Source organism: Bacillus sp. PK6-16 (assembly GCF_056530295.1).
In genome coordinates, this window is sequence record NZ_CP096511.1 from 473,105 (window position 1) to 496,693 (window position 23,589).

The 23,589-nt window shown below is 36.3% G+C and carries 24 protein-coding genes; 19 read left to right on the plus strand and 5 right to left on the minus strand.

Annotation, left to right across the window (positions count from 1 at the left end):
* Window positions 1–42 precede the first annotated feature (42 nt).
* Window positions 43–798 carry a YiiX/YebB-like N1pC/P60 family cysteine hydrolase gene (locus M1D66_RS02265; protein ID WP_000736809.1) on the minus strand — a complete coding sequence of 252 codons (756 nt, stop codon included), beginning with the start codon at window positions 796–798 and terminating at the stop codon, window positions 43–45.
* Window positions 799–1,196: 398 nt separating this feature from the next.
* Between M1D66_RS02265 and M1D66_RS02270 the strand changes: the two genes are divergently transcribed.
* Window positions 1,197–2,381 (plus strand): MFS transporter, encoded by a 1,185-nt coding sequence (locus M1D66_RS02270; protein ID WP_002026529.1) that lies wholly within the window; start codon window positions 1,197–1,199, stop codon window positions 2,379–2,381.
* 78 nt (window positions 2,382–2,459) lie between these two features.
* The gene (locus M1D66_RS02275) at window positions 2,460–2,642 is read left to right on the plus strand and encodes a hypothetical protein (RefSeq protein ID WP_006918814.1); all 183 of its coding nucleotides are present in this window, start codon (window positions 2,460–2,462) and stop codon (window positions 2,640–2,642) included.
* A 27-nt stretch (window positions 2,643–2,669) separates the two neighbouring features.
* Here M1D66_RS02275 and M1D66_RS02280 read toward each other — a convergent pair whose 3' ends face one another.
* Window positions 2,670–3,428 carry a TrmB family transcriptional regulator gene (locus M1D66_RS02280; RefSeq protein ID WP_242554964.1) on the minus strand — a complete coding sequence of 253 codons (759 nt, stop codon included), beginning with the start codon at window positions 3,426–3,428 and terminating at the stop codon, window positions 2,670–2,672.
* 684 nt (window positions 3,429–4,112) lie between these two features.
* Here M1D66_RS02280 and M1D66_RS02285 point away from each other — a divergent pair.
* The 6 genes from M1D66_RS02285 to M1D66_RS02310 all read left to right on the plus strand — a co-directional run bounded on the left by M1D66_RS02285 (window position 4,113) and on the right by M1D66_RS02310 (window position 9,433).
* A complete protein-coding gene (locus M1D66_RS02285) occupies window positions 4,113–4,241 on the plus strand; it encodes a hypothetical protein (RefSeq protein ID WP_281976284.1) in 129 nt (42 codons plus the stop codon).
* Complete coding sequence (locus M1D66_RS02290) at window positions 4,241–5,371, plus strand: RNA-guided endonuclease InsQ/TnpB family protein (RefSeq protein WP_242554965.1); 1,131 nt, start codon at window positions 4,241–4,243, stop codon at window positions 5,369–5,371. The genes M1D66_RS02285 and M1D66_RS02290 overlap by 1 nt, the downstream gene beginning before the upstream one ends.
* 158 nt (window positions 5,372–5,529) lie before the next feature.
* The gene (locus tag M1D66_RS02295) at window positions 5,530–7,530 is read left to right on the plus strand and encodes a methyl-accepting chemotaxis protein (RefSeq protein WP_242554966.1); all 2,001 of its coding nucleotides are present in this window, start codon (window positions 5,530–5,532) and stop codon (window positions 7,528–7,530) included.
* Window positions 7,531–7,607: 77 nt separating this feature from the next.
* Window positions 7,608–7,910, plus strand: coding sequence for an MTH1187 family thiamine-binding protein (locus M1D66_RS02300; protein ID WP_023523354.1), 303 nt, complete (start codon window positions 7,608–7,610; stop codon window positions 7,908–7,910).
* 48 nt (window positions 7,911–7,958) lie between these two features.
* Entirely contained in the window at window positions 7,959–8,204 is a 246-nt protein-coding gene (locus M1D66_RS02305) for a YusU family protein (protein WP_001290594.1), read from the plus strand.
* Window positions 8,205–8,515: 311 nt separating this feature from the next.
* A complete protein-coding gene (locus tag M1D66_RS02310) occupies window positions 8,516–9,433 on the plus strand; it encodes a proline dehydrogenase family protein (RefSeq protein ID WP_242554967.1) in 918 nt (305 codons plus the stop codon).
* 22 nt (window positions 9,434–9,455) lie between these two features.
* Here M1D66_RS02310 and M1D66_RS02315 read toward each other — a convergent pair whose 3' ends face one another.
* Both M1D66_RS02315 and M1D66_RS02320 read right to left on the minus strand, forming a co-directional pair.
* Complete coding sequence (locus M1D66_RS02315; protein WP_000831462.1) at window positions 9,456–10,295, minus strand: D-alanyl-D-alanine carboxypeptidase family protein; 840 nt, start codon at window positions 10,293–10,295, stop codon at window positions 9,456–9,458.
* Between the two features lie 87 nt (window positions 10,296–10,382).
* Window positions 10,383–10,529 carry a YuzL family protein gene (locus tag M1D66_RS02320; RefSeq protein ID WP_001096344.1) on the minus strand — a complete coding sequence of 49 codons (147 nt, stop codon included), beginning with the start codon at window positions 10,527–10,529 and terminating at the stop codon, window positions 10,383–10,385.
* A 235-nt stretch (window positions 10,530–10,764) separates the two neighbouring features.
* On the opposite strand from M1D66_RS02320, the gene M1D66_RS02325 reads away from it, so the two are divergent.
* The 10 genes from M1D66_RS02325 (at window position 10,765) to M1D66_RS02370 (ending at window position 21,924) form a co-directional block, all read left to right on the plus strand.
* Entirely contained in the window at window positions 10,765–13,146 is a 2,382-nt protein-coding gene (locus M1D66_RS02325; RefSeq protein ID WP_242554968.1) for a 3-hydroxyacyl-CoA dehydrogenase/enoyl-CoA hydratase family protein, read from the plus strand.
* Between the two features lie 21 nt (window positions 13,147–13,167).
* Window positions 13,168–14,340: an acetyl-CoA C-acetyltransferase gene (locus M1D66_RS02330; RefSeq protein ID WP_001206331.1), complete on the plus strand. Its 1,173-nt coding sequence runs from the start codon at window positions 13,168–13,170 to the stop codon at window positions 14,338–14,340.
* A 384-nt stretch (window positions 14,341–14,724) separates the two neighbouring features.
* Window positions 14,725–16,509, plus strand: a complete 1,785-nt coding sequence (locus M1D66_RS02335) for an acyl-CoA dehydrogenase family protein (protein WP_000416282.1) — start codon at window positions 14,725–14,727, stop codon at window positions 16,507–16,509.
* A 138-nt stretch (window positions 16,510–16,647) separates the two neighbouring features.
* Window positions 16,648–17,370, plus strand: coding sequence for an MBL fold metallo-hydrolase (locus M1D66_RS02340; protein ID WP_001242322.1), 723 nt, complete (start codon window positions 16,648–16,650; stop codon window positions 17,368–17,370).
* A 3-nt stretch (window positions 17,371–17,373) separates the two neighbouring features.
* On the plus strand, window positions 17,374–17,922 hold the full coding sequence (locus tag M1D66_RS02345; RefSeq protein WP_242554969.1) for a TetR/AcrR family transcriptional regulator: 549 nt from the start codon (window positions 17,374–17,376) through the stop codon (window positions 17,920–17,922).
* 465 nt (window positions 17,923–18,387) lie between these two features.
* Window positions 18,388–19,101, plus strand: a complete 714-nt coding sequence (locus M1D66_RS02350; protein WP_212125911.1) for a CPBP family intramembrane glutamic endopeptidase — start codon at window positions 18,388–18,390, stop codon at window positions 19,099–19,101.
* 143 nt (window positions 19,102–19,244) lie between these two features.
* Window positions 19,245–19,430 carry a hypothetical protein gene (locus tag M1D66_RS02355; protein WP_001180555.1) on the plus strand — a complete coding sequence of 62 codons (186 nt, stop codon included), beginning with the start codon at window positions 19,245–19,247 and terminating at the stop codon, window positions 19,428–19,430.
* A gap of 13 nt (window positions 19,431–19,443) precedes the next feature.
* Window positions 19,444–19,692 (plus strand): spore coat protein, encoded by a 249-nt coding sequence (locus tag M1D66_RS02360; protein ID WP_001002981.1) that lies wholly within the window; start codon window positions 19,444–19,446, stop codon window positions 19,690–19,692.
* A 245-nt stretch (window positions 19,693–19,937) separates the two neighbouring features.
* Window positions 19,938–20,888, plus strand: coding sequence for an L-lactate dehydrogenase (locus tag M1D66_RS02365; RefSeq protein ID WP_000820648.1), 951 nt, complete (start codon window positions 19,938–19,940; stop codon window positions 20,886–20,888).
* Between the two features lie 22 nt (window positions 20,889–20,910).
* Window positions 20,911–21,924, plus strand: coding sequence for a PTS sugar transporter subunit IIC (locus M1D66_RS02370; protein WP_149215223.1), 1,014 nt, complete (start codon window positions 20,911–20,913; stop codon window positions 21,922–21,924).
* Between the two features lie 63 nt (window positions 21,925–21,987).
* Here the strand turns inward: M1D66_RS02370 and M1D66_RS02375 are convergent, their stop codons facing one another.
* Entirely contained in the window at window positions 21,988–22,635 is a 648-nt protein-coding gene (locus M1D66_RS02375) for a phosphatase PAP2 family protein (RefSeq protein WP_000713775.1), read from the minus strand.
* Between the two features lie 143 nt (window positions 22,636–22,778).
* On the opposite strand from M1D66_RS02375, the gene M1D66_RS02380 reads away from it, so the two are divergent.
* Window positions 22,779–23,306 carry a hypothetical protein gene (locus tag M1D66_RS02380; RefSeq protein ID WP_000826874.1) on the plus strand — a complete coding sequence of 176 codons (528 nt, stop codon included), beginning with the start codon at window positions 22,779–22,781 and terminating at the stop codon, window positions 23,304–23,306.
* Window positions 23,307–23,589: the final 283 nt, after the last annotated feature.

Here is a 23,589-nt window from a genome sequence, read left to right on the forward strand (position 1 = left end):
AAAAAGTGAAACAAATAAATTGTTTCACTTTTTGTTTTAAAATTATATATTACGAATTAACGATGTTTTTTGCGCATCTCTAACATCTCGAGGATATACACCTGCTCCACCATCTTTATCTAAATCTAAACCACCATGTAATTTATAAGCAGACCATATCAATTTAGAACAATTCTTCGCGCCATAATGGCTAGTATTTCTATTGTTTGCGAAATTATAAGAATAGTCATCCTTTCCTACACGATCTTTCGCCCACCAAGCTGCGTCATTTTTATTTTGCCAAGAAGTATTTACAGATTTGACAACTGCATCACCTTTATCAACTAAGCGTTTATTAGTAGCAATTGTGCGCACACCTTTGTCTGGTACAGATTCAACAATCAAGTCTTTACTATAGTACATACCGACATGTCCGTGATTCATATAAGCAGTTGTAGATCCAGTATAATAAAAGTCGCCCATATTAGAATTTCCTACTTTTACATTTCCGCCGCTAGCACCATATTGAACATTAGTAGTATCTTTATTATTTCGTTGAGTAGCTTCTCGTTCTCCTTGTTCATGATTTGCTTTTAATTCTTTATAAATTTGTTCTGCTAAAGCTTCTTTTGTATTGCCCGTATTTTTTGCAACTTCAATAATATCTGAAATTAACTCTTCTGTACTTACGTCTGGCTGCAATTTCTTAATCTCATTTAAATACGGAAGTTCGTTACTTGCTGCGAAAGATGATGTAGGCACAAGCCCAGCTGAAGCTAAAATACTTGCTGTCAAAGTTAGTGCAGTTAATTTTTTCATTTCTTTTCCCCCTAAGTTTTTTGATATTCCAAACTATTGTGTGTTTGTAAAGTATAGTATTTACTCTACAAGAAAATAATAATTTTTCTGTAATTTTAATACAAGTCTAGTAAAGAAAAATCTTATTTGGTACAATTTGTTTGTAAATAATAGGAAATTTAATCAAGTTTATTATAAATTAAATTTATATATATAAATTTAATAATGAATGTTGTTTTTTATTAATATTTCTTAGTTTGATTACAAATTGGATAGAAGTAGTGATAATTTTTCAGATAAGGATCTTTATTTAAATGTTGGAGATATATCATAAGAGGGAAGTTTTTTATTATAAAAAATTGTACTTGCGTCCACTTTCTATTTTGGTTACTATAGTCGTAGTAACCAAAATAGAAAGCGTGGGGAAAGACTTGAATTTTCGTGTTTATATTTTAGCTATCGCGGCTTTCGTAGTCGGAACGGTTGAGTTAATTATAGGAGGAACGCTCGATTTAGTTGCCAATGATTTAGGAGTATCTATTAGCGCAGCTGGTCAGCTTATAACAATATTTTCGGTAGTATTTGCTTTGTCAGGTCCAGTTTTATTAGCTGTGACAGGGAAGTTTGAAAGAAAAACATTGTATGTTGGAGCATTATCGATTTTCTTAATCGGAAATATTATTTCGGCATTTAGTGTGAATTACGGAATGCTAATGTTCTCAAGGGTTATTTGTGCGGCGAGTGGTTCATTAATTATTGCACTATCGGTAACACTTGCTTCTAGTGTTGTAGAACCGCATTTTCGTGCGCGTGCAATTGGAATCATTTTCATGGGAATTAGCGGATCACTCGTACTTGGAGTACCGCTCGGTCTTGTGCTCGGAAATGCATACGGATGGCGTGCACCATTTGTATTAATTTCTGTATTAACAGTTATGGCAATAGCTTGTATTTCATTGTTCTTAACGAAAGTACCACCGACATCGGTATTATCAATAAAAGAACAACTTGCTACTTTAAAAGATAAAAAAATTGTAAGTGCACAGTTAACATCATTTTTGTTTTTAACGGGGCATTTAACATTGTATGCATATTTAACACCGTTTTTAAAAGATGTCATGCATGTGGAAGCAAACTGGATTAGTGTGTTTTACTTTATTTTCGGAATCGCAGCAGTAATTGGTGGCGGATTCGGTGGCTGGCTTGCTGATAAATGGGGATCGAAGAAAAGTATTATTTCTATCATTATCGTATTTGCGTGTGCAATCTTCATACTGCCATTAATGACATTCTCATTCCCGCTCTTCATCATTATGATGGGACTTTGGAGTATGCTGAGCTGGGCGATTTCACCAGCACAGCAAAATTATTTAATTGAAATTGCACCGGAATCAGCTGGTATTCAGCAAGGTTTAAATAACTCTGCGCTTCATTTAGGAATTGCACTCGGTTCAACAGTAGGCGGAGTTGTTATTGAGAAATCATCTGTTATATATAATGCTTGGGTAGGCGGTGGCTTTATTATATTAGCACTGCTTTGCGCGATTTTCTCAATTACGAGAGGACGCTCTACTCAGTTCGTGAAAGAAGAATCTATCGTTTGATAGGTTCTTTTTTAATTTGTAAAAAATTGCAGGTTTTAGTAGAAAGATGGAGAAGGTGTATATAGCGAGGTGAGGTATATGTATACGAATTTTTCAATTATTGGTCTTCTAATTTCAATGCTTCCGTTGTTTCTTATTATTCTTGCACTTAGATGGGTTCGTTTCATCTATCAAAATTCAGAGAAGCAAGTAGAGCAAAATGAAAAAATCATTGAGCTGTTGATAGAGATAAAGGAACAAAACGAAAAGGAGTCTAAGTGAAAAATTAGACTCCTTTTTATTATTTAATTAGTACCTCAATTTCATCAACAAACTCTTAATTTCCTCATCTTCCATAAAGAGATTGTGGTGCTTCTGGGTGATCTTTGCAAGTGCAACGTCGTGATAGAAAAATTCTGTAAAGAACTTTACGAAAGGTTGTGACATTGTTTTCATCGCTTGCCATGACTCTTGTTCTACGCCAGCAAATAAAATTTCACGATCGTCAACGATAAGTAGCAAGTAGCGCTCTAATGCATTAGGTTCTTCAGCTGGGATTAGAAAATGCATGTTTTCTAAGTCTGTTTCTACTTCTCCAACAATAAGGGATTCAATTTGAACACCTTGTTTTGCTTTTTGTTCTAGTAAAGGCAGATATTCTAAAAGAGTATCATTCCAAGCTGAAATACGGATTGATTCTTGTGCACTTTCAATGAGTTCTTTACTTTGAACTCGAATAGAAGATTGCATCTTTAAGCTCCACACACGGTCATCTGTAAATGATTTTTTTGATATATTTGTTTCCAGTTCTTTAATATTTGATTGGAATTCTGTCGTTAATTTTTCAATTGCTAGCTTTAGTGGTAATGCTGTATACAATTTTTTCTTTTCTGAAACAGAATCCATTACCATTCCTTTATCGATTAGGCGTGCTAGCACTTCATATATTTTTGCTTTTGGAACACCTGAATGCTTCACAATTGTTGTAGCATCTAATGGTTCATTGCTTGATACGACAACTTCATAAGCCTGGCTTTCATATTGTGAGAAACCGAATTTTTGTAACATAGTTCCCTCCGAACGAATGAGATTATATTTTAAGGATAATGAACTATTTGTTTTTGCACAAGTGGTAGTCCTTTTTCTAATTGTATTAAGGTGAGAATTAATTTCAATTTTTTAATTTTATCTATTATACTTAATATAGTGATTAATATAATTACATTACAACGAGAAGGGTAATTAACTGTTACGATTTATTTAACCAATTATAACCAAAGTTAATTAAATATATCAGTAAGCCCTGCTAGTCAAGTGATTGGCTAGTAGTGAGGGTTAACTGCGGGCAATCCCTAAAGCTGATTGAACTACAACGTGGCCAGAAATGGTGAGCGTGAATGTTGCGAAAGCAGAAAAAATCAATCAGATGGTGCAAGGTTAAATCCTAAACACTAGAACAATGGGTCTTCCGCCTCGAATCATCTAAGTCAAAATGGATAAGATGAACGTTCAACGACTATCTCGTATAACTGACGAGAGTACATCACAAGCCTATGGTGGTGGAAAAATCCTCTATCTTTAAGTAGATAAACATATAGTCTGCGCTCATGTGAAAACATGAGAAGTTCATAAGAGAACTGGCTAAGGAATTGCGCCCTTAGTTGAACAAGATACATTTAATTGAATCTATCAAACTTTATTGAAAATTCCGAACGTACGTGCTATGTTAGGTTCAATGAGGTGAGAATAATAATGAAATTTTCACGAGTTAGTCAAGTATCAGAATTAACAGGTTTGCATCCGAGTAGTCTTACGAGAATACTGGTGGAACACGCTACGATTCAGAAGAACAAATCTTTCATTAAAGGAGTTACATTCTGATGATATTGGCGAAGAAAGTTAGACTGATTCCAACGCCTGAACAAGAAAAAGTGCTTAGAAACCATGCTGGTGCTGCAAGATTCGCTTATAACTATTGTAAAAGAATGAGTGATAGATATTATAAGCTATTTGGAAAATCTGTTTCACAGTTAGCTTTACAGAAACGATTTACAAAGATCAAGAAGCGAAAAAGATATGAGTGGTTACAAGACATTAATGCACAAGTTCCTAAACAGGCTTCAAAAGATTTTGATACGGCGAGAAAAAATTCGTTCAAAAAGTACAAAAATGGTTCTCACACTTCTTATAAATCCAAAAAAGATTTAATCCAAGGATTTTATGCCAATTATGAAAGACTGGTTATAGGAAAGAAATTGGTTCATATTCAGTCCATTGGAGAAGTGAAAACAAGCCAACAACTACCAAGAAACAAAAAACCATCCAATCCAAGAGTTACCTTTGATGGTCGTCACTGGTGGATTAGTGTAGGATTCCAAGAAGACTTTGAATTACAAGAACTAACGAACGAGTCGATTGGTGTGGATGTTGGATTAAAAGAGCTTTTTGTAGCTTCTAATGGTATGAAAGAACGAAATATAAACAAAGATGCTAAGGTTAAAAAACTTTTGAAAAGGAAAAGGTCAGCACAAAGAGATATGTCTAGGAGATTTAAAAAAGGTGTAAAAATTCAATCTGTCGGATATGAAAAAGCGAAAGCGGAGCACCTGCGGTTATCTAGGAAAATTACGAATATTCGAAATAACCATATCCATCAAGCAACAGCTAAATTGGTGAAAACCAAACCAATGAGGATTGTTGTGGAGGACTTATCTATCTCAAACCTGTTAAAAAACAAAAAACTATCGAAAGCATTTTCCTTTCAAAAATTAAACTTCTTCTTTCAATGTTTATCATACAAGTGCGAGAAACATGGCATTGTGTATGTAAAAGCTGATAAATGGTTCGCTTCAAGCAAGATTTGTTCATGTTGCGGAGTTAAATACGACCATTCAGTTCAACCAGAAGGACAGTGGAGTTTAAAAATACGTGAGTGGTGTTGTGTTTCATGCAATAGCTATCACGATAGGGATGTAAATGCTGCGACAAATTTATCAAGGTGGGTAAAATAAATGCTTGATAATAGGAGGTAACGATACTGCCTCGTGTGGAGTGTTATACCCCTCGTCCCTTCGGGGTTGCGAGAACACGATGAAGCACTAACTCGTGTAAATTTGATTGAATTGTATAGATTTAGTTAAGTTTATCGTATCGGGATGCTGGGGGGAAGATGTTAAGAAGTTTACGTTTAAAAATTGCGGTAGTGTTTTCAGTACTTATTTCTATGATGTTCGTAATATTGGGTACAGCTGTGTATCAATTACAGAAAGAAAAGGAAGTGCGTTCCTTAGACGAGTATTCTCAAAATGCGATGGATCTTGTGACAGAGCAACTTACGACATTTGTTCAAAGAACGGATGAAGATATGGGGTATTACGCGAACAGTGAGATGATTCGTAATATACTTCAAGGTGGGGTTACTCCAGAAGAGGAAGTGTTTTTAACGAAAGAGTTTGCGGAGTATAAAAAGAATCATCCTGGTATTTTAGATTTATATATTGGTACGAAAGATAAAAAAACATTAAGTGCCAATCTTGCTGAAGGTGGGCAAGTGCCAGAAGGATATGACCCAACGACAAGACCATGGTATAAAGATTCAGAGGCTGATGTAAAAAAGGTCCATTGGGGACAACCTTCTTATGAAATTGCAACAGGAAAGTTAAGTGTAGGTGTTTCTAAAGCAATTACAGCTCAAGATGGGTCTGTATTAGGCGTTGTTGCGATGGATGTATCGCTTGGTACGATTCAGAAGTTGCTTCACAATATTCAATACAATAATGACGGAGAAATGTTTATTATAAATGATAAAAATATGGCTCTTGTTTATCCAGAAAAGATAGGGAAAGATGTTTCTAAAGAGCCACTTATACAGAGCTTAAATAAAGAGGTAACAAAATATGCGGTCACTACAATAAAAGGTGAAGATGTAGTTGTTTATAGTCAATCATTTGACACGATGAAATGGACGATAGGAATCTTTTATCCGAAAGAAACGATCGATGGGCTATTAAATAGTACGAGAAATACAGTTATTATAATGGCATGTATTAGTTTATTAGTTGGAATCGTAGCTTCCTACTTGTTCTCAAGAAGATTAGCAAGACCACTGCAACTATTAAAGAATCACGTGCAAAAAGTAGCAGAAGGCGATTTAACGCTACGAATGAAAGTGACAAGTAAAGATGAAGTTGGAGAGTTGACTAAGCACTTTAATGATATGGTTGAACAAATGAATGAAATGGTAAGTAAAATTAAAAACAGCGTATCAACGGTGCAACAATCAACGAATAGTTTACATTATTTAACGAACGAAACAGTAGCGGCTAGTAGAGAAGTTTCAGGAGCGATGGATGATGTGAGCGGAGGAGCTTCTACTCTTGCGAATAGTGTGGATGAAGTTTCAGCTCAGCTCGAGAATATGGCGGAGTCAGTAGAACAAATGAATAGCTCCGTTGGTGAAATAAAAGGAGTGGCTGGCAAAGCGGAAGAGGCATCTAAGCAAGGATTAAATACAATGAGGAATTTAATCCGTACGAGGGGACAATCATCTTCGATTGTTGTTCATACAGAAGAAGCATCGGATAAGTTAGAACAAAGAGTTGGATCGATTCAAAATGTTGTTGAGCTTATAAAAGGTATTTCGGATCAAACAAATTTACTTGCTTTAAATGCATCGATTGAAGCTGCCCGTGCAGGTGAGCAAGGTAAGGGATTTGCGGTTGTTGCTGAAGAGGTTCGGAAATTAGCGGAACAATCAAAAGAGGCAACCGGAGAAATCACAATGATGATTGGTGATGTACAATTAGAAGTAAAAAGGGTTGTAGAAGTTGTAAGTAAATTGAAAGACATTGCAGATGTGCAAAATAAAGTGACGACAGAGGCGGAAATGGAGTTCCGTACAATTATGTCAGTTGTAAATACGATTAGTACTTCAGTTGAAAAAATTGTAGAAGAGGTACATAACATAGGTTATGAGCAAGGGGAAATTACAGCGGTAATGCATACAATTGCTGGTACGAGTCAAGAAAGTGCAGCTGTTTCTGAAGAGGTACATGCTGCAACGGAATCACAGGTGAATCATTTAGAAAAGGTAGCTCACACGATGGAAAGTTTGACAGAACATATGAGAGATTTAGAAAGATTAGTCGAGCAGTTTAAAGTGGAAGAGTAACATATTAGTAAAATGATGAGGATTTCGGTAAAATAGACAATGGATATATAAGAAACGATTATAGGAGGAAGACTACTATGGCAATTGTTGATGTATCGATTATTCCAGTAGGAACAGGTAATCCAAGTGTTAGTGAATATGTAGCAGAAGTACAAAAGGTGCTAGAGAAAAATGCAAATCGCGTGAAGTATCAATTAACACCGATGAATACAATTATTGAAGGAGATCTTCCTGTCATTCTAGAAGTAATTCAACAAATGCATGAAGTTCCATATACGAAAGGTGCACAGCGTGTTGCAACAACTATTCGTATTGATGATCGTCGTGATAAAGTAAGCACAATGGAGAAAAAATTAAACTCTGTTCGATCAAAATTATAAGAAAAAGCAGCGATCTTCGCTGCTTTTTTCATATAGGAGGTAAATAAGATGAGTGAAAAGTTTAATGAACAATTTGACGGGTTGTTAGAGAAATACACGGAATTATTACTTGGAGAGAGCAATGAAGAGAGAAAAGAACAGGTACAGAAGTGGGCACTGTATTCTTACATAGCTAAGACGATGCCAGCTTTAGTAAAGCATTGGAATGAAACTTATCCAGATGCGAAAGAAGAGATGGTACAGTTAATTACAGATATTAAAAGGCTGAATGAAGAGAAGCGAAATGAGCAATAAAAAAACTTGAGGTAAATATAATCGCAAGTTTTCTGTATTAATATCCTTATATAATTTACATGGAATATAAAGGATTTTATAGGCATGTCGAATATTTTCGACATGCCTATTTTATGCCTATTAAACTCCATTTTTCTAAATGTCGAAAAATATTTCAGGTATATTTATAAGCAGAAATATAGGTTTTTAAATGTTTTTATAGTATTTTATAAATTATCTAAATAATTATTTGTATCCAATAATTTTAAACAATGATATAATTTTGAAGAGGGGTAAAAAACAGATAAATTACAGTCATAGGGGTGAATTACATGGAACAATTAATGCGAAATTCGTTTCTTTTCTTATCTAAAAATAAAGCGCTAACAAAACTGGCTAAAAAGTACGGTTTACGCTTTGGTGCAGGTCGCTTCGTCGCAGGGGAGACGATTGAATTAGCGACAGCTGCCATTCAACAATTAAATAAGCAAGGTCTTTGTGTAACAATCGATTATTTAGGTGAATTCGTTGATAATGAAGCGGAAGCAAATGAAATGGCTAACCAATCGATTGAAGCGATCCGTGCAATTGGAAGAGAAGGTCTTGATTCACAGCTTTCTTTAAAGATGACTTCTATGGGATTAGATATCTCTGATGAAATCGTAATGAACAATATGCGCCGTATTTTAGAAGCTGCAAAAGAAAATGGTGTGTTCGTTACAATTGATATGGAAGATTATACACGCTGCGGAAAGACAATTGATATCTTTAAACAGTTAAAATCTGAGTACGATAATATTGGTACTGTTATTCAAGCTTACCTATATCGTACAGAAAAAGATATTGAGGATTTAAATGTTTATAAACCTAATTTACGTCTTGTAAAAGGAGCTTATAAAGAACCTGAAGAAGTGGCGTTCCCGGACAAGAAAGATGTAGATGACAATTATAAAAAGATTATTAAAATGCACTTATTAAATGGAAATTATACTGCAATTGCTTCACATGACGAAGCGATTATTGAATATACAAAAAAACTTGCTGAAGAACACAACATTCCAAGGGATCAATTTGAATTCCAGATGTTATATGGTATTCGTAATGAGCGTCAACTTGAGCTAGTAAAAGAAGGCTACAAAATGCGTGTTTACGTACCTTATGGAAACGACTGGTATGGATATTTCATGCGTCGTCTAGCAGAGCGTCCGGCAAACGTTGCGTTCGTATTAAAAGGTATGGTTAAAAAATAACCAAGGAGAAAATACTCCTTGGTTATTTTAATTGCTGAAATGCATAATGTGCCATTTTCTTCGTATCAGGATATAGTTGCGCGCGAGTAGAAGATAATACGACGTTAATGACGCGTTTACCGTCTTTTTCATCCACTGTTACGACTGTATATTTGCCAAGTGCTGATAGACCGCTTTTACTTCCAATCGCATATGGATCGTCATATAGTTCTTCTCGTCCGTAGTTTGCGATGTTTGGAGAGCGTTCTGAAGTATGTAGAGTTGTACGTGTTGAATTCATATATTCTAAAACAACTGGATACTTTAATGCTTCTTTCGTAATAATAGCAATGTCATATGGCGATACTTTATTTCCAAGTGCATCAGCACCACTTGCGTTCTTGAAAGTCGCATGCTTTGTACCGAGTTCCTTCGCTCTAGCATTCATCATTTTTACAAATTCATTTTTTGATCCTGCAATATGTTCTGCGATGGATTCAGCTATTGGATCTGCACTAATGATAAGCATCAGTTTTAATGCCTCATCACGTTTTAACTTTTCCCCAGCACGAAGTTTAATTTTCTTACTTTGACTTTCTGTTTTAATTGCGTTTTCTGTAACTGTAATTTCTTCATCCTCTTTTACATTCTCTAGTAAAAGAAGGGTTGTCATCATTTTGGCTATACTAGCCGGATAAGAGCGTTCGTCTTCGCGTTTTCCATACAAAACTTCACCTGTGTCTGCATCGATTGTAACTCCATATTGCCCAGTAATATTAGGTTGATCAGCTCTTACAGCTTGTTGCCTTTGTGCATAAGAGAAGAAAATCATCCCTGTAAATAGTGTGGCAATCATTACAATCATAACTATTGTTCGTTTCATTATAATTCCCTCATTTGTTACAAATAAATTGGGCAGAAAAAGCAGCCATTAATCATTATGCCACGTTCTCTGCCCAAAAATATAGCGTTATTTTTCCCCCATATTATGCTTTTTATATTGTTGGTTATTACCTTGTCGTCCTTTTTCCACGCCGTGGTTATGCGGACCTGCGTTTCCAGTTACACTAGCTGCACTAATTCCAGCCTTCGAAGGGTTCTTCTTAAGTTTTGCCATATATATTCCTCCAGTTTCGTCAGATTATAAAAAGGGAAAGTGTATTTTAGTGAAGAAAATACATATATAGCATGGGCAAATAAAAGAAAAATATTTATTTCAGAAAATTTTATCAATAAATATATTGCGAAAATTTAAACAGTATCATATATTTATTAGTAGAGGCTCACTCATTGATTGCGACTTATGTCGAAAAATTGAATGAGCATTCATTCAAGAATAGGGGGAGAATTGGATGTTCCAAATTAAAAAGGCTGCTGTTCTAGGTTCAGGCGTAATGGGTTCGGGAATTGCGGCACACTTAGCTAATATTGGTATTCCGACATTATTGCTTGATATTGTACCACCTGCGCTTACGAAAGAAGAAGAAGCGAAGGGACTTACATTAGAACATAAAAGTGTGAGAAATCGTTTTAGTAATACGGCTGTGCAAAAACTATTAAAGCAAAAACCAGCTCCTCTGACAGTGAAAGGAAATTTAGCACTGATTGAAGCAGGTAACTTAGAAGATGACCTTGAGCGTCTAGCTGATGTAGATTGGATTATTGAAGTAGTAGTTGAAAACTTAGATATTAAAAAGAAACTATTTGAAAAAGTAGATGCGGTTCGTAAACCGGGTTCTATCGTAAGCTCGAATACGTCAGGTATTTCAGTTGAAAAAATGGCAGAAGGTCGTTCAGACGACTTCCAGAAACACTTCTTAGGCACACACTTTTTTAACCCACCACGATATTTAAAACTTCTAGAGGTAATACCGACGAAAGAAACAGATCCACAAGTATTAAGCTTCATGAAACTATTTGGCGAAGACGTTCTTGGAAAAGGCGTTGTTATCGCAAAAGATACACCAAACTTTATTGGAAACCGCATCGGTACGTACGGTTTACTTGTTACTCTTCAAGAGATGATAAAACGCGGCTATAGCATTGGGGAAGTTGATTCTGTAACAGGCCCACTTATTGGTCGTCCGAAGAGCGCAACGTTCCGCACATTAGATGTTGTCGGTTTAGATACATTCGTACACGTTGCAAATAACGTATATGAAAATGTGCAAGAAGAAGAGCGTGATGTATTTAAAGTACCAGCTTTCATGCATGAAATGCTTGAGAAAAAATGGCTTGGAAGTAAAACGGGTCAAGGCTTCTTCTTAAAACAAGGAAAAGAAATTTTAGAATTAAATCCTGAAACGATGGAATACGAAGCGCGTAAAAAATTAAAAGCTGCATCCGTAGAGTTAAGTAAACAAGAAAAAGGATTAGCGAATAAATTGAAAGCGCTTGTATACGCGAAAGACCGTGCAGGAGAGTTATTATGGAACATCATTACACCAACTCTTTTATACTCTGCAAAACTTCATAAAGAAATTGCTGACGATATCGTTGCAATTGATCAAGCGATGAAGTGGGGCTTTGGATGGGAGCAAGGACCATTTGAAGTGTGGGATGCAATCGGCGTTGAAAAATCTGTTCAAAAGATGGAAGAAAACGGCGTAGTTGTTCCTACTTGGGTGAAAGAAATGTTAGAGAAAGGTTTCACTACTTTCTATAAACATGATAACGGTGATAGCTACTATTACGATAATGGCGAATATAAGCTAATTGAGCGTAATAAAAAAGCAATTTCTCTTAAGCAATTAAAAGCGAAAAATGGTGTATTAAAGAAAAATAGCGGAGCGAGCTTAATTGATTTAGGCGACGGCATCCTTTGCTTAGAGTTCCATTCGAAGAGCAATGCAATCGGTATGGATATTACGCAAATGATTAACTACGCTGTTGATGAAGTAGAAAAGAATTATAAAGGTCTTGTTATTGGTAACCAATCGAAGAACTTCTGTGTTGGTGCGAACCTAGCAATGATCTTAATGGAAGCACAAGACGACAATTACTTTGAAATTGAGTTGGTTGTGAAAAACTTCCAAGATGCAATGACGAAAATTAAGTACTCTTCTAAGCCAGTTGTAGCAGCACCATACGGTATGACGCTTGGCGGAGGTACAGAAGTTTGCTTACCAGCAGCTAGCATTCAAGCTTCTAGTGAAACGTATATGGGCTTAGTAGAAGTTGGTGTTGGCTTAATCCCTGGCGGAGGCGGTAATAAAGAGCTATACATTAAACACTTAAATAAAATGCCAAACGGTGTAGAGTTTGATCTGCAAAAAGTTGCGAATAAAGTGTTCGAATCTGTAGCGATGGCGAAAGTTTCTACATCAGCACAAGAAGCTGTATCGAACAACTTCTTAGGCGATAAAGACGGTATTAGTGTGAATGGTGATCACTTACTATATGATGCGAAACAGAAAGCACTTGCTTTATATGAAGCTGGCTATAAAGCACCGATTCGCAAAAAGATACCAGTTGTTGGTGAAACAGGATATGCAACTCTTGTACTTGGTGCAGAAGCAATGCATTTATCAGGTTACATTTCTGAACATGATCTTCACATTGCGAAGAAACTTGCATATGTCATTGCGGGCGGAAAAGTGCCGTACGGAACAGAAGTTGATGAGCAGTATTTATTAGATGTAGAACGTGAAGCATTTATTAGCTTAGTAAGTGAGATGAAATCACAAGCAAGAATGCAGCACATGCTTGTAAAAGGAAAGCCATTACGTAACTAATAACGAGGGGAGATATCGTTCATGAGAGAAGCTGTCATTGTTGCGGGAGCAAGAACACCAATTGGAAAAGCAAAGAGGGGTTCATTAAAAACAGTTCGTCCTGACGATCTAGGGGCGTTAGTAGTAAAGGAAACGTTAAAGCGTGCAAATTATGAAGGACCAATCGATGATTTAATTTTCGGTTGTGCGATGCCAGAAGCAGAACAAGGTTTAAATATGGCTCGTAATATCGGCGGACTAGCAGGACTTTCTTACGATGTTCCAGCTATTACAATTAACCGTTACTGTTCTTCTGGTTTACAAAGTATCGCTTACGGAGCAGAGCGCATTATGCTTGGTCACTCTGAAGCTGTATTATCAGGCGGAGCGGAATCAATGAGTTTAGTTCCAATGATGGGACACGTTGTTCGTCCGAATAGTCGCCTTGTAGAAGCGGCTCCGGAATATTATATGGGTATGGGACATACAGCAGAGCAAGTTGCTGTGAAATATGGAATTTCTCGTGAAGAGCAAGATGCATTTGCAGTAAGAAGTCATCAACGTGCTGCTAAAGCATTAGCGGCAGGAAACTTTGCTGATGAAACAGTATCTGTAGATGTGACGTTACGCTCGGTTGGCTCAAACAATAAACTGCAAGAAGAAACAATCATTTTCGCACAAGATGAAGGTGTAAGAGCAGAGACGACGCTAGACATTTTAGGTAAATTACGTCCAGCATTTAACGTTCGCGGTTCTGTAACAGCTGGTAACTCTTCACAAATGAGTGACGGTGCAGCATCTGTACTATTAATGGATCGCGAAAAAGCAGTGAGCGATGGCATGAAGCCACTTGCGAAATTCCGTTCATTTGCAGTAGCTGGCGTACCACCAGAAGTAATGGGAATCGGCCCAATCGCTGCAATTCCAAAAGCGTTAAAACTAGCTGGCTTAGAGCTATCTGATATTGGCTTATTTGAACTAAATGAAGCATTCGCTTCTCAATCAATTCAAGTTATTCGTGAACTTGGTTTAGATGAAGAAAAAGTAAACGTAAACGGTGGTGCAATCGCACTTGGACATCCACTTGGCTGTACAGGAGCAAAACTAACACTATCTCTTATTCACGAAATGAAACGCCGCAACGAACAATTCGGTATCGTAACAATGTGTATCGGCGGCGGAATGGGAGCAGCGGGAGTATTTGAATTACTTTAAAAAAAGTGGAAGCGGCTCGCTCAGAATGAGAGGGGGATGGAGCTTCAGACGTAGAGGCGTTCTTTGCCTCGCAGGAAGAAGCGAAGCCACCGAACATTCTAGCCGCTGGAACTGGATTAGATAAAAAGTGCAGGTGGCTCGTTTAGAACAGGAGGGCGTTGGAAGCCCTGACGAAGAGGCGCTTTTTGCCTCACAGGAAGGGGTGAAACGACCGACTGTTTTAGCCACTGGAACTGGATTATAAAAAAAGTGGAAGCGGTTCGCTCAGAACGAGACGACGCTAAAGCAAAGAATGGAAGCAACAAAGGTTTATAAAAAAAGGGAGAGCCAGCTTCTTTCAAAAAGAGAGAAGCGGCTCATGAAAATATGAAGGAGGAAATTTTCATGGAAAAAACAGTAGGAAATGCGGTTAAAGGCGGTAGCTTTTTAGTAGATGAGATTACGATTGATCAAGTGTTTACGCCAGAAGATTTTTCATCTGAGCATAAAATGATTGCAAAAACGACAGAGGACTTTATTGTAAATGAAGTTCTTCCAGAGCTTGAATATTTAGAGCAACATGAGTTTGATCGTTCAGTTCGTCTTTTAAAAGAAGCTGGGGAACTTGGTTTATTAGGCGCTGACGTACCAGAAGAGTACGGCGGAATTGGTCTTGATAAAGTAAGCTCAGCGTTAATCGCAGAGAAATTCTCTCGCGCTGGTGGCTTTGCAATTACTCACGGTGCTCACGTAGGTATCGGATCTTTACCAATCGTATTATTCGGTAACGAAGAGCAAAAGAAAAAGTATTTACCATTACTTGCAACTGGTGAAAAATTAGCTGCATACGCATTAACAGAGCCAGGTTCAGGATCTGACGCATTAGGTGCAAAAACAACTGCACGTTTAAATGCAGAAGGTACACATTACGTATTAAACGGTGAAAAACAGTGGATTACAAACTCTGCATTCGCTGACGTATTTATTGTATATGCAAAAATCGATGGAGAGCACTTCTCAGCATTTATCGTAGAGAAAGACTACGCTGGCGTATCTACAAGCCCAGAAGAAAAGAAAATGGGTATTAAATGTTCTTCAACTCGTACGTTAATTTTAGAAGATGCGTTAGTACCGAAAGAAAACTTACTTGGTGAAATCGGTAAAGGTCATATTATCGCATTCAACATTTTAAATATCGGTCGTTATAAATTAGGTGTTGGTACAGTTGGATCTGCGAAACGTGCAGTAGAAATTTCAGCACAATATGCAAACCAACGTCAACAGTTCAAACAACCAATCGCTCGCTTCCCATTAATTCAAGAGAAACTTGCGAATATGGCAGCAAAAACATATGCAGCTGAAAGCTCTGTATATCGTACAGTAGGTTTATTCGAAAGCCGCATGAGCACATTATCTGAAGAAGAAGTAAAAGATGGTAAAGCAGTAGCAGCTTCTATCGCTGAATATGCAATCGAGTGCTCTTTAAACAAAGTATTCGGTTCTGAAGTATTAGACTATACAGTAGATGAAGGTGTTCAAATTCACGGTGGTTACGGATTTATGGCAGAGTACGAGATTGAAAGAATGTACCGTGATTCTCGTATTAACCGTATTTTCGAAGGAACGAACGAAATTAACCGCCTAATCGTACCAGGTACGTTCTTACGTAAAGCGATGAAAGGTGAATTACCACTTCTTCAAAAAGCACAAAAATTACAAGAAGAGTTAATGATGATGATGCCAGAAGAAGTAGGCGATGAGCCATTAGCACTTCAAAAGTATTTAGTAACTAATGCGAAGAAAATCGGCTTAATGGTAGCTGGATTAGCGGCTCAAAAATACGGTAAAGCATTAGATAAAGAGCAAGAAATTCTTGTGAATATCGCTGACATCGTAAGCAATCTATACGCAATGGAATCAGCTGTTCTTCGTACAGAAAAAGCAATCAAAACAACTGGTCTTGAAAAGAATAAACAAAAAGTGTTATACACTGAAGTATTCTGCCAAGAAGCATTTAACGAAATCGAAGCAGATGCGAAAGAAACACTTATCGCAGTTGAAAACGGCGACATGCTGCGCATGATGTTATCATCATTACGTAAATTAACTCGCCACACACCACTTAACGTAATTCCGAAGAAACGTGAAATCGCTGCGAAAATTTTAGAAGATGAGCGTTACACAGTTTAATATCTTTAAAGAACAGTAGTCGTTTATACGGCTACTGTTCTTTTTTTTGAAAAAAAGAAATTTTTAGTGACATAAAACTAATACCATTAGTATAATAAAACTAATGGTATTAGTTTTCGTGAAAAGGGAGATGGGACTATGAGGATGATACATGAAAAAACGTTATATCAATTGTCATTTTTGCCAAGAGCGTTTCCTGTAAATTGTTACTTTGTAGAGGAAGAAGATGGTTTAACTTTAATTGATGCGGCTTTGCCATATAGCGCAAAAGGTATTTTACAGGCGGCTGAGAAAATAGGAAAACCAATTACTAAAATTGTATTAACACATGCGCATGATGATCACATTGGTGCATTAGACGCATTAAAGGAAGTACTTCCTCATGTTCCAGTCTATATTTCTAAGCGGGACGCAAAGCTGTTAGAAGGAGATACGACGTTACAAAAGGATGAACCGAATATACCGATAAAAGGCGGTGTACCTAAAAAATTAAAAACGGTACCTGATGTTTTATTGGAAGATGGCGACCGAGTTGGATCGCTTCTTGCGATTATGACACCGGGACATACGCCGGGCTCCATGTCGTTTCTTGATGTAAGAAATAAAGCTCTTATTGTTGGGGATGCATTCCAAACAAGAGGAGGTATGGCCGTTTCGGGACAAATAAAATTTTGGTTTCCGTTTCCGGCGATGGCAACGTGGAGCAAAGAAATATCATTACAAAGTGCACAGAAGCTAAGCGAATATGAGCCTTCCTTGCTTGCAGCAGGGCACGGAAAAATGATAAAGGATCCAGGGGCTGTCATAGAGCTTGCTATTAAGGAAGCGAAGCGGAATATAGAAAGTAAGAAAGAGGGTTAATTTATGTCACCGAGAATCGGACTTACATTACAGAAAATTGTAGAAACAGCTGCAGAAATTGCAGATACAAATGGAATACAAGAAGTAACGTTAGCTTCATTAGCGCAAAGATTAGGGATACGTTCGCCCTCACTATATAATCATGTAAAAGGGTTACAAGATGTACGGAAACATCTTGGTATTTACGGAATAAAACATCTGCATAACAAACTGGAAGAAGCAGCCGAGGATAAACGTATGGATGAAGCAATTCATGCATTAGGAGAAGCATATGTAGCATTTGTCCGAAAACATCCTGGACTATATGAAGCAACTTTTTTACGAGATGAAGAAGTAAGAAAAGCAGGTGACGGAATTGTAAAGCTTTGTCTTCAGGTTTTACAACAGTATGGCTTAGAAGGAGAGAATGCATTTCATGCGACACGCGGATTCAGAAGTATTTGTCATGGATTTGCTTCGATTGAACAACAGGGCGGATTTGGTTTGCCGTTAGATTTAGATATAAGTTTACATGTATTGTTGGAAACGTTTATTAAAGGGTTACGTGAATAAGAAGCGAGGCAAACAAAAACCTTAGAAGTGATTCTAAGGTTTTTTAGTGCATATAATTCGAAAAGAGCAGTAGGCTTTTTCTCATTACATGATATTATTTTACAGGTTTGAAAAATGTGTATATGGCTAAGAAAAAGCAAACGAAACTGAATACGGTAGGATCTTGATATGGACTAGGCTCAGAGCCCTTCTGGATTTCTGTAAGGAAGTCATGTGTTTTCATGTTCATTGCTCCTTTAACTAATAAAATTTATATGATGCGAGGGTTATGGTGGATAGATAAGAAATTTTTGGAATTTCATCTAATAATTATTATATAGTAATCTAATTCCAAAAACTATATAATACAAAGCTTTCATGATATGTAAAATTGCATATTATTCTTTTTGAAAAATTTGTTATATTATCTATATATTTGTATTAAAGGGTTTTTGTTAAGGTAATGAAAACAAATGGAGGAATGGTATGAGAAAAACAGTATTAGACGCGTATAATGCAGAAAGAGAAGTAGATAACATAACATATAAAAATCTAGTTGTAACGATTGCAAGCATTCTAGGGTTCTCACTCTTAGGGGGATTATTCCTTGCTTTAGCCCTTGGAATTTTTGGAGAAGAGGTATTACGTGCTAATTTAGAGGGATATTATTTACTTCTATTTGATGCAGCTGTTGTTACTATTGTTTTATTTGCGTATAAACCAGTGCTTCATTTTATTAAGAACATATGGGATTTATCTATTTTAAAAAATGGGAAAACCTACTTGTATTTATTAATAGGTTTTATCATCATTGCATTAACTCAGTATGTAATGTTAGAGTTGTTTAGCTTTGAAAGTGCAGAGCAGCAACGAGATCAATTAGGGAGCTTAGGACTTCAAAATAGTCTACAAAGTATTATATATGTGTTAAGTGTTGCTATAATTACACCAATTAAAGAAGAAATTTTATATAGAGGTATTTTGTATCGATTTTTTGAAAAGAAATATAGTTTTCTAGTTGGTATCATTATTTCTTCCTTTATCTTTGGGATTCTTCATGGTGGTTTTCCAGTTACGGCAATGATTATGGGGATTGTATTTGCTATGTTATATAAGAAAACACAATCTATTTTACCTAGCATCATTTTACATATTGTATGGAACCTACTTGTGAGTATAAGTATGATTGTTTCTTTATAAAATTGAATGAATATTTAGCATAAAAGATGAATGGCCTAGCTATTCATCTTTTATTTTGTTTATATGTGGGAAAAGTTGATGAATACAATCCAAAAAGAACCAAATACTAATGATGAATGAACAAAGAAAGGCGGGTATGTTATATGCAAAACTTAACAGAGCTTGAAGTAGAAAATTTACGTCATTTAATTGGTGGACACGCAACAATTATTAACAAGTTGGAGCAGTATGCACAGACGTGTACAGATCCACAACTGAAACAAATGCTACAAAAAGATGCGCAAGATGCACGAAATACGAAACAGCAATTAATGACTTTCCTAGGATAGGAGGAAGCGGAAAATGAATGAAAAAGATATGGTAAATGATTATTTAGCAGGATTAAATGCAAGTTTAACAAGCTATGCAAATTATATTGCTCAGTCTGATAATGAACAGTTACATCAAACGTTAATTCAAATTCGTAATCAAGACGAGGCGCGCCAACGTAATATGTATGAGTATGCAAAGCAAAAGAGTTATTACAAACCGGCAGCACCTGCTAATCCAATGATTGTACAGCAATTAAAAAGTCAATTAAGTGCGGAATAACAGGAAAAAGAAGACGAGCGAATTTATTCGCTCGTTTTCTTTTTGTATATGTCAATAAATACATAATAAATATTTTTCCAGTTGTAACAAATATGACGAAAATGGAATATAACAATTCACAAAAAGGACAAATACTTTGTTCAATATTTCACAAAGTATCCATGGTTTCTATCGTGAGAACCTCTATAATTAGGATTGTAAAGAACAAAAGAAATAGATTATATGATCAATTAGGAGAGATTGCTATGAAAAGACATACAAGAAAAATTGCAATTATCGGTACTGGATTAGTTGGATCAAGTTGTGCGTATTCTATTGTGAATCAAGGTATTTGCGAAGAGCTATTATTAATTGATATAAATCATGAACGTGCAGTTGGGGAAGCAATGGATTTATCACATTGCATTAACTTTACAAATACAAGAACAAAAGTATATGCAGGAAGCTATGAAGACTGCAAAGATATGGACATTGTTATTATTACAGCAGGACCAGCACCAAAACCTGGACAAAGTCGCTTAGATACTTTAGGAGCGAGTGCGAAGATTATGGAAAGTGTTGTTGGTGGTGTAATGGCAAGTGGATTTGATGGTATTTTCTTACTTGCATCGAACCCAGTTGATATTATTACATATGAAGTGTGGAAATTATCTGGATTACCTAGAAATCGCGTAATCGGTACTGGTACATCACTAGATTCTTCTCGCTTAAGAACAATTTTATCTGAAATGCTACATGTAGATCCTCGTAGTATTCATGGGTATTCATTAGGAGAACATGGTGATTCTCAAATGGTTGCTTGGTCTCATGTAACTGTTGGTGGAAAGCCAATTCTGCAAATTTTAGAAGAACAAAAAGAACGATTTGGTGAAATAGATTTAGATGAAATTGTTGAGAAGACTGCAAAAGCTGGCTGGGAAATTTATAAACGTAAAGGAACTACTTATTACGGGATTGGAAATTCTCTAGCATATATTGCGAGTTCAATCTTTAATGATGATCACCGTGTCATTGCTGTTTCAGCCATTTTAGATGGTGAGTACGGTGAATATGATATTTGTACAGGAGTACCAGCTATTATTACTAGAGACGGTATAAGAGAAGTTGTAGAACTCAATTTAACAGAGGATGAAGAATCTCGATTCGCAAAATCAAACGATATTTTACGTGATTATATGAAAACAATTGGTTACTAACTTATAGGAGAAGGTGAAACAAATGAAGGAATATATAATGTCTCGTGTATTTAAAGCATCTGCTGGAATCGCACAAGGTATTTTCGTATCCCTCGGAATTGGTTTACTGATCGAAAATATAGGAAGAATTGTTGATATACCATTACTTATTACAATCGGAGTTGTTGCAAAATCACTAATGGCACCGGCAATTGGTGCCGGCATTGCTTTTATGCTCAGTGCAAACGGTCTTGTAATCTTCTCGGCGATGGTAGCCGGAGCGATTGGTGCCGGATCCATTTCAATTACTGAAGCTGGTCTAATTATTAAAACAGGTGAGCCAATCGGTGCATTATTAACAGCAACTTTAGCTGTATATATTGGTAAACGTTTAAGTGGAAAAACTGCGTTAGATATGATGCTCGTTCCATTTGCGGCCATATTAGGTTCTGGTTTAGTAGGCATTTGGTTATCTCATAATATTACTCCTGTTTTAAATGCAGTTGGAGCGTTTATTAAAGATAGCTCAGCTGGTAGCCCATTCATCGCTTCTATCGTCATTGCAGTAGTTTGGGGACTATTACTTATCTCTCCAGCTTCATCAGCTGCGTTAGCAATTGCACTTAGCTTAGACGGTGTTGCAGGTGGTGCTGCTCTTGCCGGATGCGTTGCTCAGTTTATCGGATTCTCTGTCATCTCAGCGAAAGAAAACAATTTAGGTGGCATATTAGCTCAAGCACTTTGTACTCCGAAAGTACAATTGCCAAATATCACTAAAAATCCAATGATTCTCGTCCCAACTGTCGTCGCCAGTGCTATAGTCGGTCCAGTATCAGCATTAATTTTCCAACTGGAAGCAGGAAAGGAAATTGCAGGTCTTGGATTAAGTTCTCTTATCGCACCAATTAATTTAATTTCCAGCCAAGGATGGGAAGTTATCCCGGCGATGGTAATTACTTATATCGTCATTCCAGTAGCTGTTTCTTATATACTTTACATTGCTCTTAAAAAAGCAGGTCGTATTCATTCTGGTGATATGACTGTACCGCAATCTTAAATTGAAAATCTCCTTAATAATAGATAAAAGCAGACTGAAGCCACAGTCTGCTTTTTTGTCATGCTACATTCTATGATTTTGTTTTACTGGAACTCTTATTGGTTCTTTGGCCAATAAGAGCTGAACGCCGAAGTAAAGTATGCTTGCAAGCGTCATTCCAGAAACGGCATCTACAAAGGCATGCTGCTTCGTAAATAGCGTTGATAAAATAATAAGTGTACCGAAGAAAGTAAGGATGTAATATTCAAAAACATGCTGTTCTCTACGCTTAAAGGCAGCTAACATAATTACAAATGTAGTAAGAACGTGAATGCTAGGGAAACAGTTTACTGGCTGGTCGATACTATAAATATAGCGAACTAGTTCAGAAAATACATCTGTTCCAACGACAGTCGGACGTGGTACCGTTGTTTGCCAAAAATAATAAATAGAAAAACAAGCAAGCTTTCCAAAAATAACACTACTTAAAGTAACATAATATTGCTTTCGGTCAGCAAAACAGTAATAAATAAGTGCGCCGTATAAGTATGGAAACCAAAGTAAATAAGGAATAATAAATGCTTTTACAAATGGAATCCAATCATCCACTACAGTTGTAACGTCTACTGCGTGAACAGTCGATTTATTTAATACGTCGTAAAGGGGACTTACGAGCACGAGTAGAAGTATATAACTTAACGGAAGAAAAGATGAAAGTTTAAATTTCTTCATGTTGATCTCCTATGTTTAGTAATGTAAGTAAATTCAATTGATTATAATATAGAAACGTGAATTGGGCTATCGATTTTACTTACATTTTCTTGAATTAACCTTACGTTTTTGTCACTTGACTAAAAAGAAGGGGAGGGTGCTAAATGAAGCGTTTATCGTATTTCTTATTTTTTATATTGATATGCCTAGTCGGTGCTGGGTGTGCAAAGGATAAAGAAGGAGAGAAATTAGAATATAACGGAAGAGCACTCGTAATTGGAGTTGTTGGAGAAAAACCGAAAGATACGTTTAGGAATATAAAGTTTGAGGAAATGAAGTTAGAGGAACTGGAAAAGAAATCTAAGGAAGTAGATGGTTTTCTAATAATGAAAGATCACTTTCAAGAAGCCTCAACAGAGCAATATAAAAATGTATTTTCATCACTAAAGAAACCAGTGTTTTTTATCGGTTTACAAGATAAATCATATTCGATTTTTATTACAAAAGGGATAGAGTATAACAGTGCCCGAAAAGATGTAAATGCTATGTATACGCAAGGGTTTGCGAATATCGGAAGTGGTGAAGGACAACAATGGGCAGTTGGTTTATCGAATGGTGGAAATACAGAAGAAAGTATTCATAATATGTATATCGTCGTATTTCAAACAATTGCAGATTATTTAAATAGATAATGAAGGAGCCTGCAAAAGAGGCTTCTTGTTTTTTTAAACAAACGTTTGTTTAAGCTGTATGTTCGGTAGGAAGAAACCGATGTAACTCAAGGGTTAACAAAGAAAAATAGAGAATTAATCAAACGTTTGTTTAAGCTGTATGTTCGGTAGAAAGAAACTCCTGTAGTTCAAAGGTTAAGAAAGAAAATGGAGAATTAATCAAACGCTTGTTTAAGATATATGTTTGGTGCAGAATCTAAAAAATTTATATATTTATTTTTTTCTTAACAAATGGCGGAAAAAT

Bases quoted from the DNA above. Each gene is read 5' to 3' on its own strand.
- M1D66_RS02325 (WP_242554968.1), top strand. From the start codon at position 10,765: ATGTTCCAAATTAAAAAGGCTGCTGTTCTAGGTTCAGGCGTAATGGGT.
- M1D66_RS02365 (WP_000820648.1), top strand. From the start codon at position 19,938: ATGAAAAGACATACAAGAAAAATTGCAATTATCGGTACTGGATTAGTT.
- M1D66_RS02265 (WP_000736809.1), bottom strand. From the start codon at position 798: ATGAAAAAATTAACTGCACTAACTTTGACAGCAAGTATTTTAGCTTCA.
- M1D66_RS02300 (WP_023523354.1), top strand. From the start codon at position 7,608: ATGGCAATTGTTGATGTATCGATTATTCCAGTAGGAACAGGTAATCCA.
- M1D66_RS02340 (WP_001242322.1), top strand. From the start codon at position 16,648: ATGAGGATGATACATGAAAAAACGTTATATCAATTGTCATTTTTGCCA.
- M1D66_RS02350 (WP_212125911.1), top strand. From the start codon at position 18,388: ATGAGAAAAACAGTATTAGACGCGTATAATGCAGAAAGAGAAGTAGAT.
- M1D66_RS02315 (WP_000831462.1), bottom strand. From the start codon at position 10,295: ATGAAACGAACAATAGTTATGATTGTAATGATTGCCACACTATTTACA.
- M1D66_RS02375 (WP_000713775.1), bottom strand. From the start codon at position 22,635: ATGAAGAAATTTAAACTTTCATCTTTTCTTCCGTTAAGTTATATACTT.
- M1D66_RS02370 (WP_149215223.1), top strand. From the start codon at position 20,911: ATGAAGGAATATATAATGTCTCGTGTATTTAAAGCATCTGCTGGAATC.
- M1D66_RS02335 (WP_000416282.1), top strand. From the start codon at position 14,725: ATGGAAAAAACAGTAGGAAATGCGGTTAAAGGCGGTAGCTTTTTAGTA.
- M1D66_RS02275 (WP_006918814.1), top strand. From the start codon at position 2,460: ATGTATACGAATTTTTCAATTATTGGTCTTCTAATTTCAATGCTTCCG.
- M1D66_RS02310 (WP_242554967.1), top strand. From the start codon at position 8,516: ATGGAACAATTAATGCGAAATTCGTTTCTTTTCTTATCTAAAAATAAA.
- M1D66_RS02290 (WP_242554965.1), top strand. From the start codon at position 4,241: ATGATATTGGCGAAGAAAGTTAGACTGATTCCAACGCCTGAACAAGAA.
- M1D66_RS02305 (WP_001290594.1), top strand. From the start codon at position 7,959: ATGAGTGAAAAGTTTAATGAACAATTTGACGGGTTGTTAGAGAAATAC.
- M1D66_RS02360 (WP_001002981.1), top strand. From the start codon at position 19,444: ATGAATGAAAAAGATATGGTAAATGATTATTTAGCAGGATTAAATGCA.
- M1D66_RS02280 (WP_242554964.1), bottom strand. From the start codon at position 3,428: ATGTTACAAAAATTCGGTTTCTCACAATATGAAAGCCAGGCTTATGAA.
- M1D66_RS02355 (WP_001180555.1), top strand. From the start codon at position 19,245: ATGCAAAACTTAACAGAGCTTGAAGTAGAAAATTTACGTCATTTAATT.
- M1D66_RS02345 (WP_242554969.1), top strand. From the start codon at position 17,374: ATGTCACCGAGAATCGGACTTACATTACAGAAAATTGTAGAAACAGCT.
- M1D66_RS02330 (WP_001206331.1), top strand. From the start codon at position 13,168: ATGAGAGAAGCTGTCATTGTTGCGGGAGCAAGAACACCAATTGGAAAA.
- M1D66_RS02295 (WP_242554966.1), top strand. From the start codon at position 5,530: ATGTTAAGAAGTTTACGTTTAAAAATTGCGGTAGTGTTTTCAGTACTT.
- M1D66_RS02320 (WP_001096344.1), bottom strand. From the start codon at position 10,529: ATGGCAAAACTTAAGAAGAACCCTTCGAAGGCTGGAATTAGTGCAGCT.
- M1D66_RS02285 (WP_281976284.1), top strand. From the start codon at position 4,113: ATGAAATTTTCACGAGTTAGTCAAGTATCAGAATTAACAGGTTTGCAT.
- M1D66_RS02380 (WP_000826874.1), top strand. From the start codon at position 22,779: ATGAAGCGTTTATCGTATTTCTTATTTTTTATATTGATATGCCTAGTC.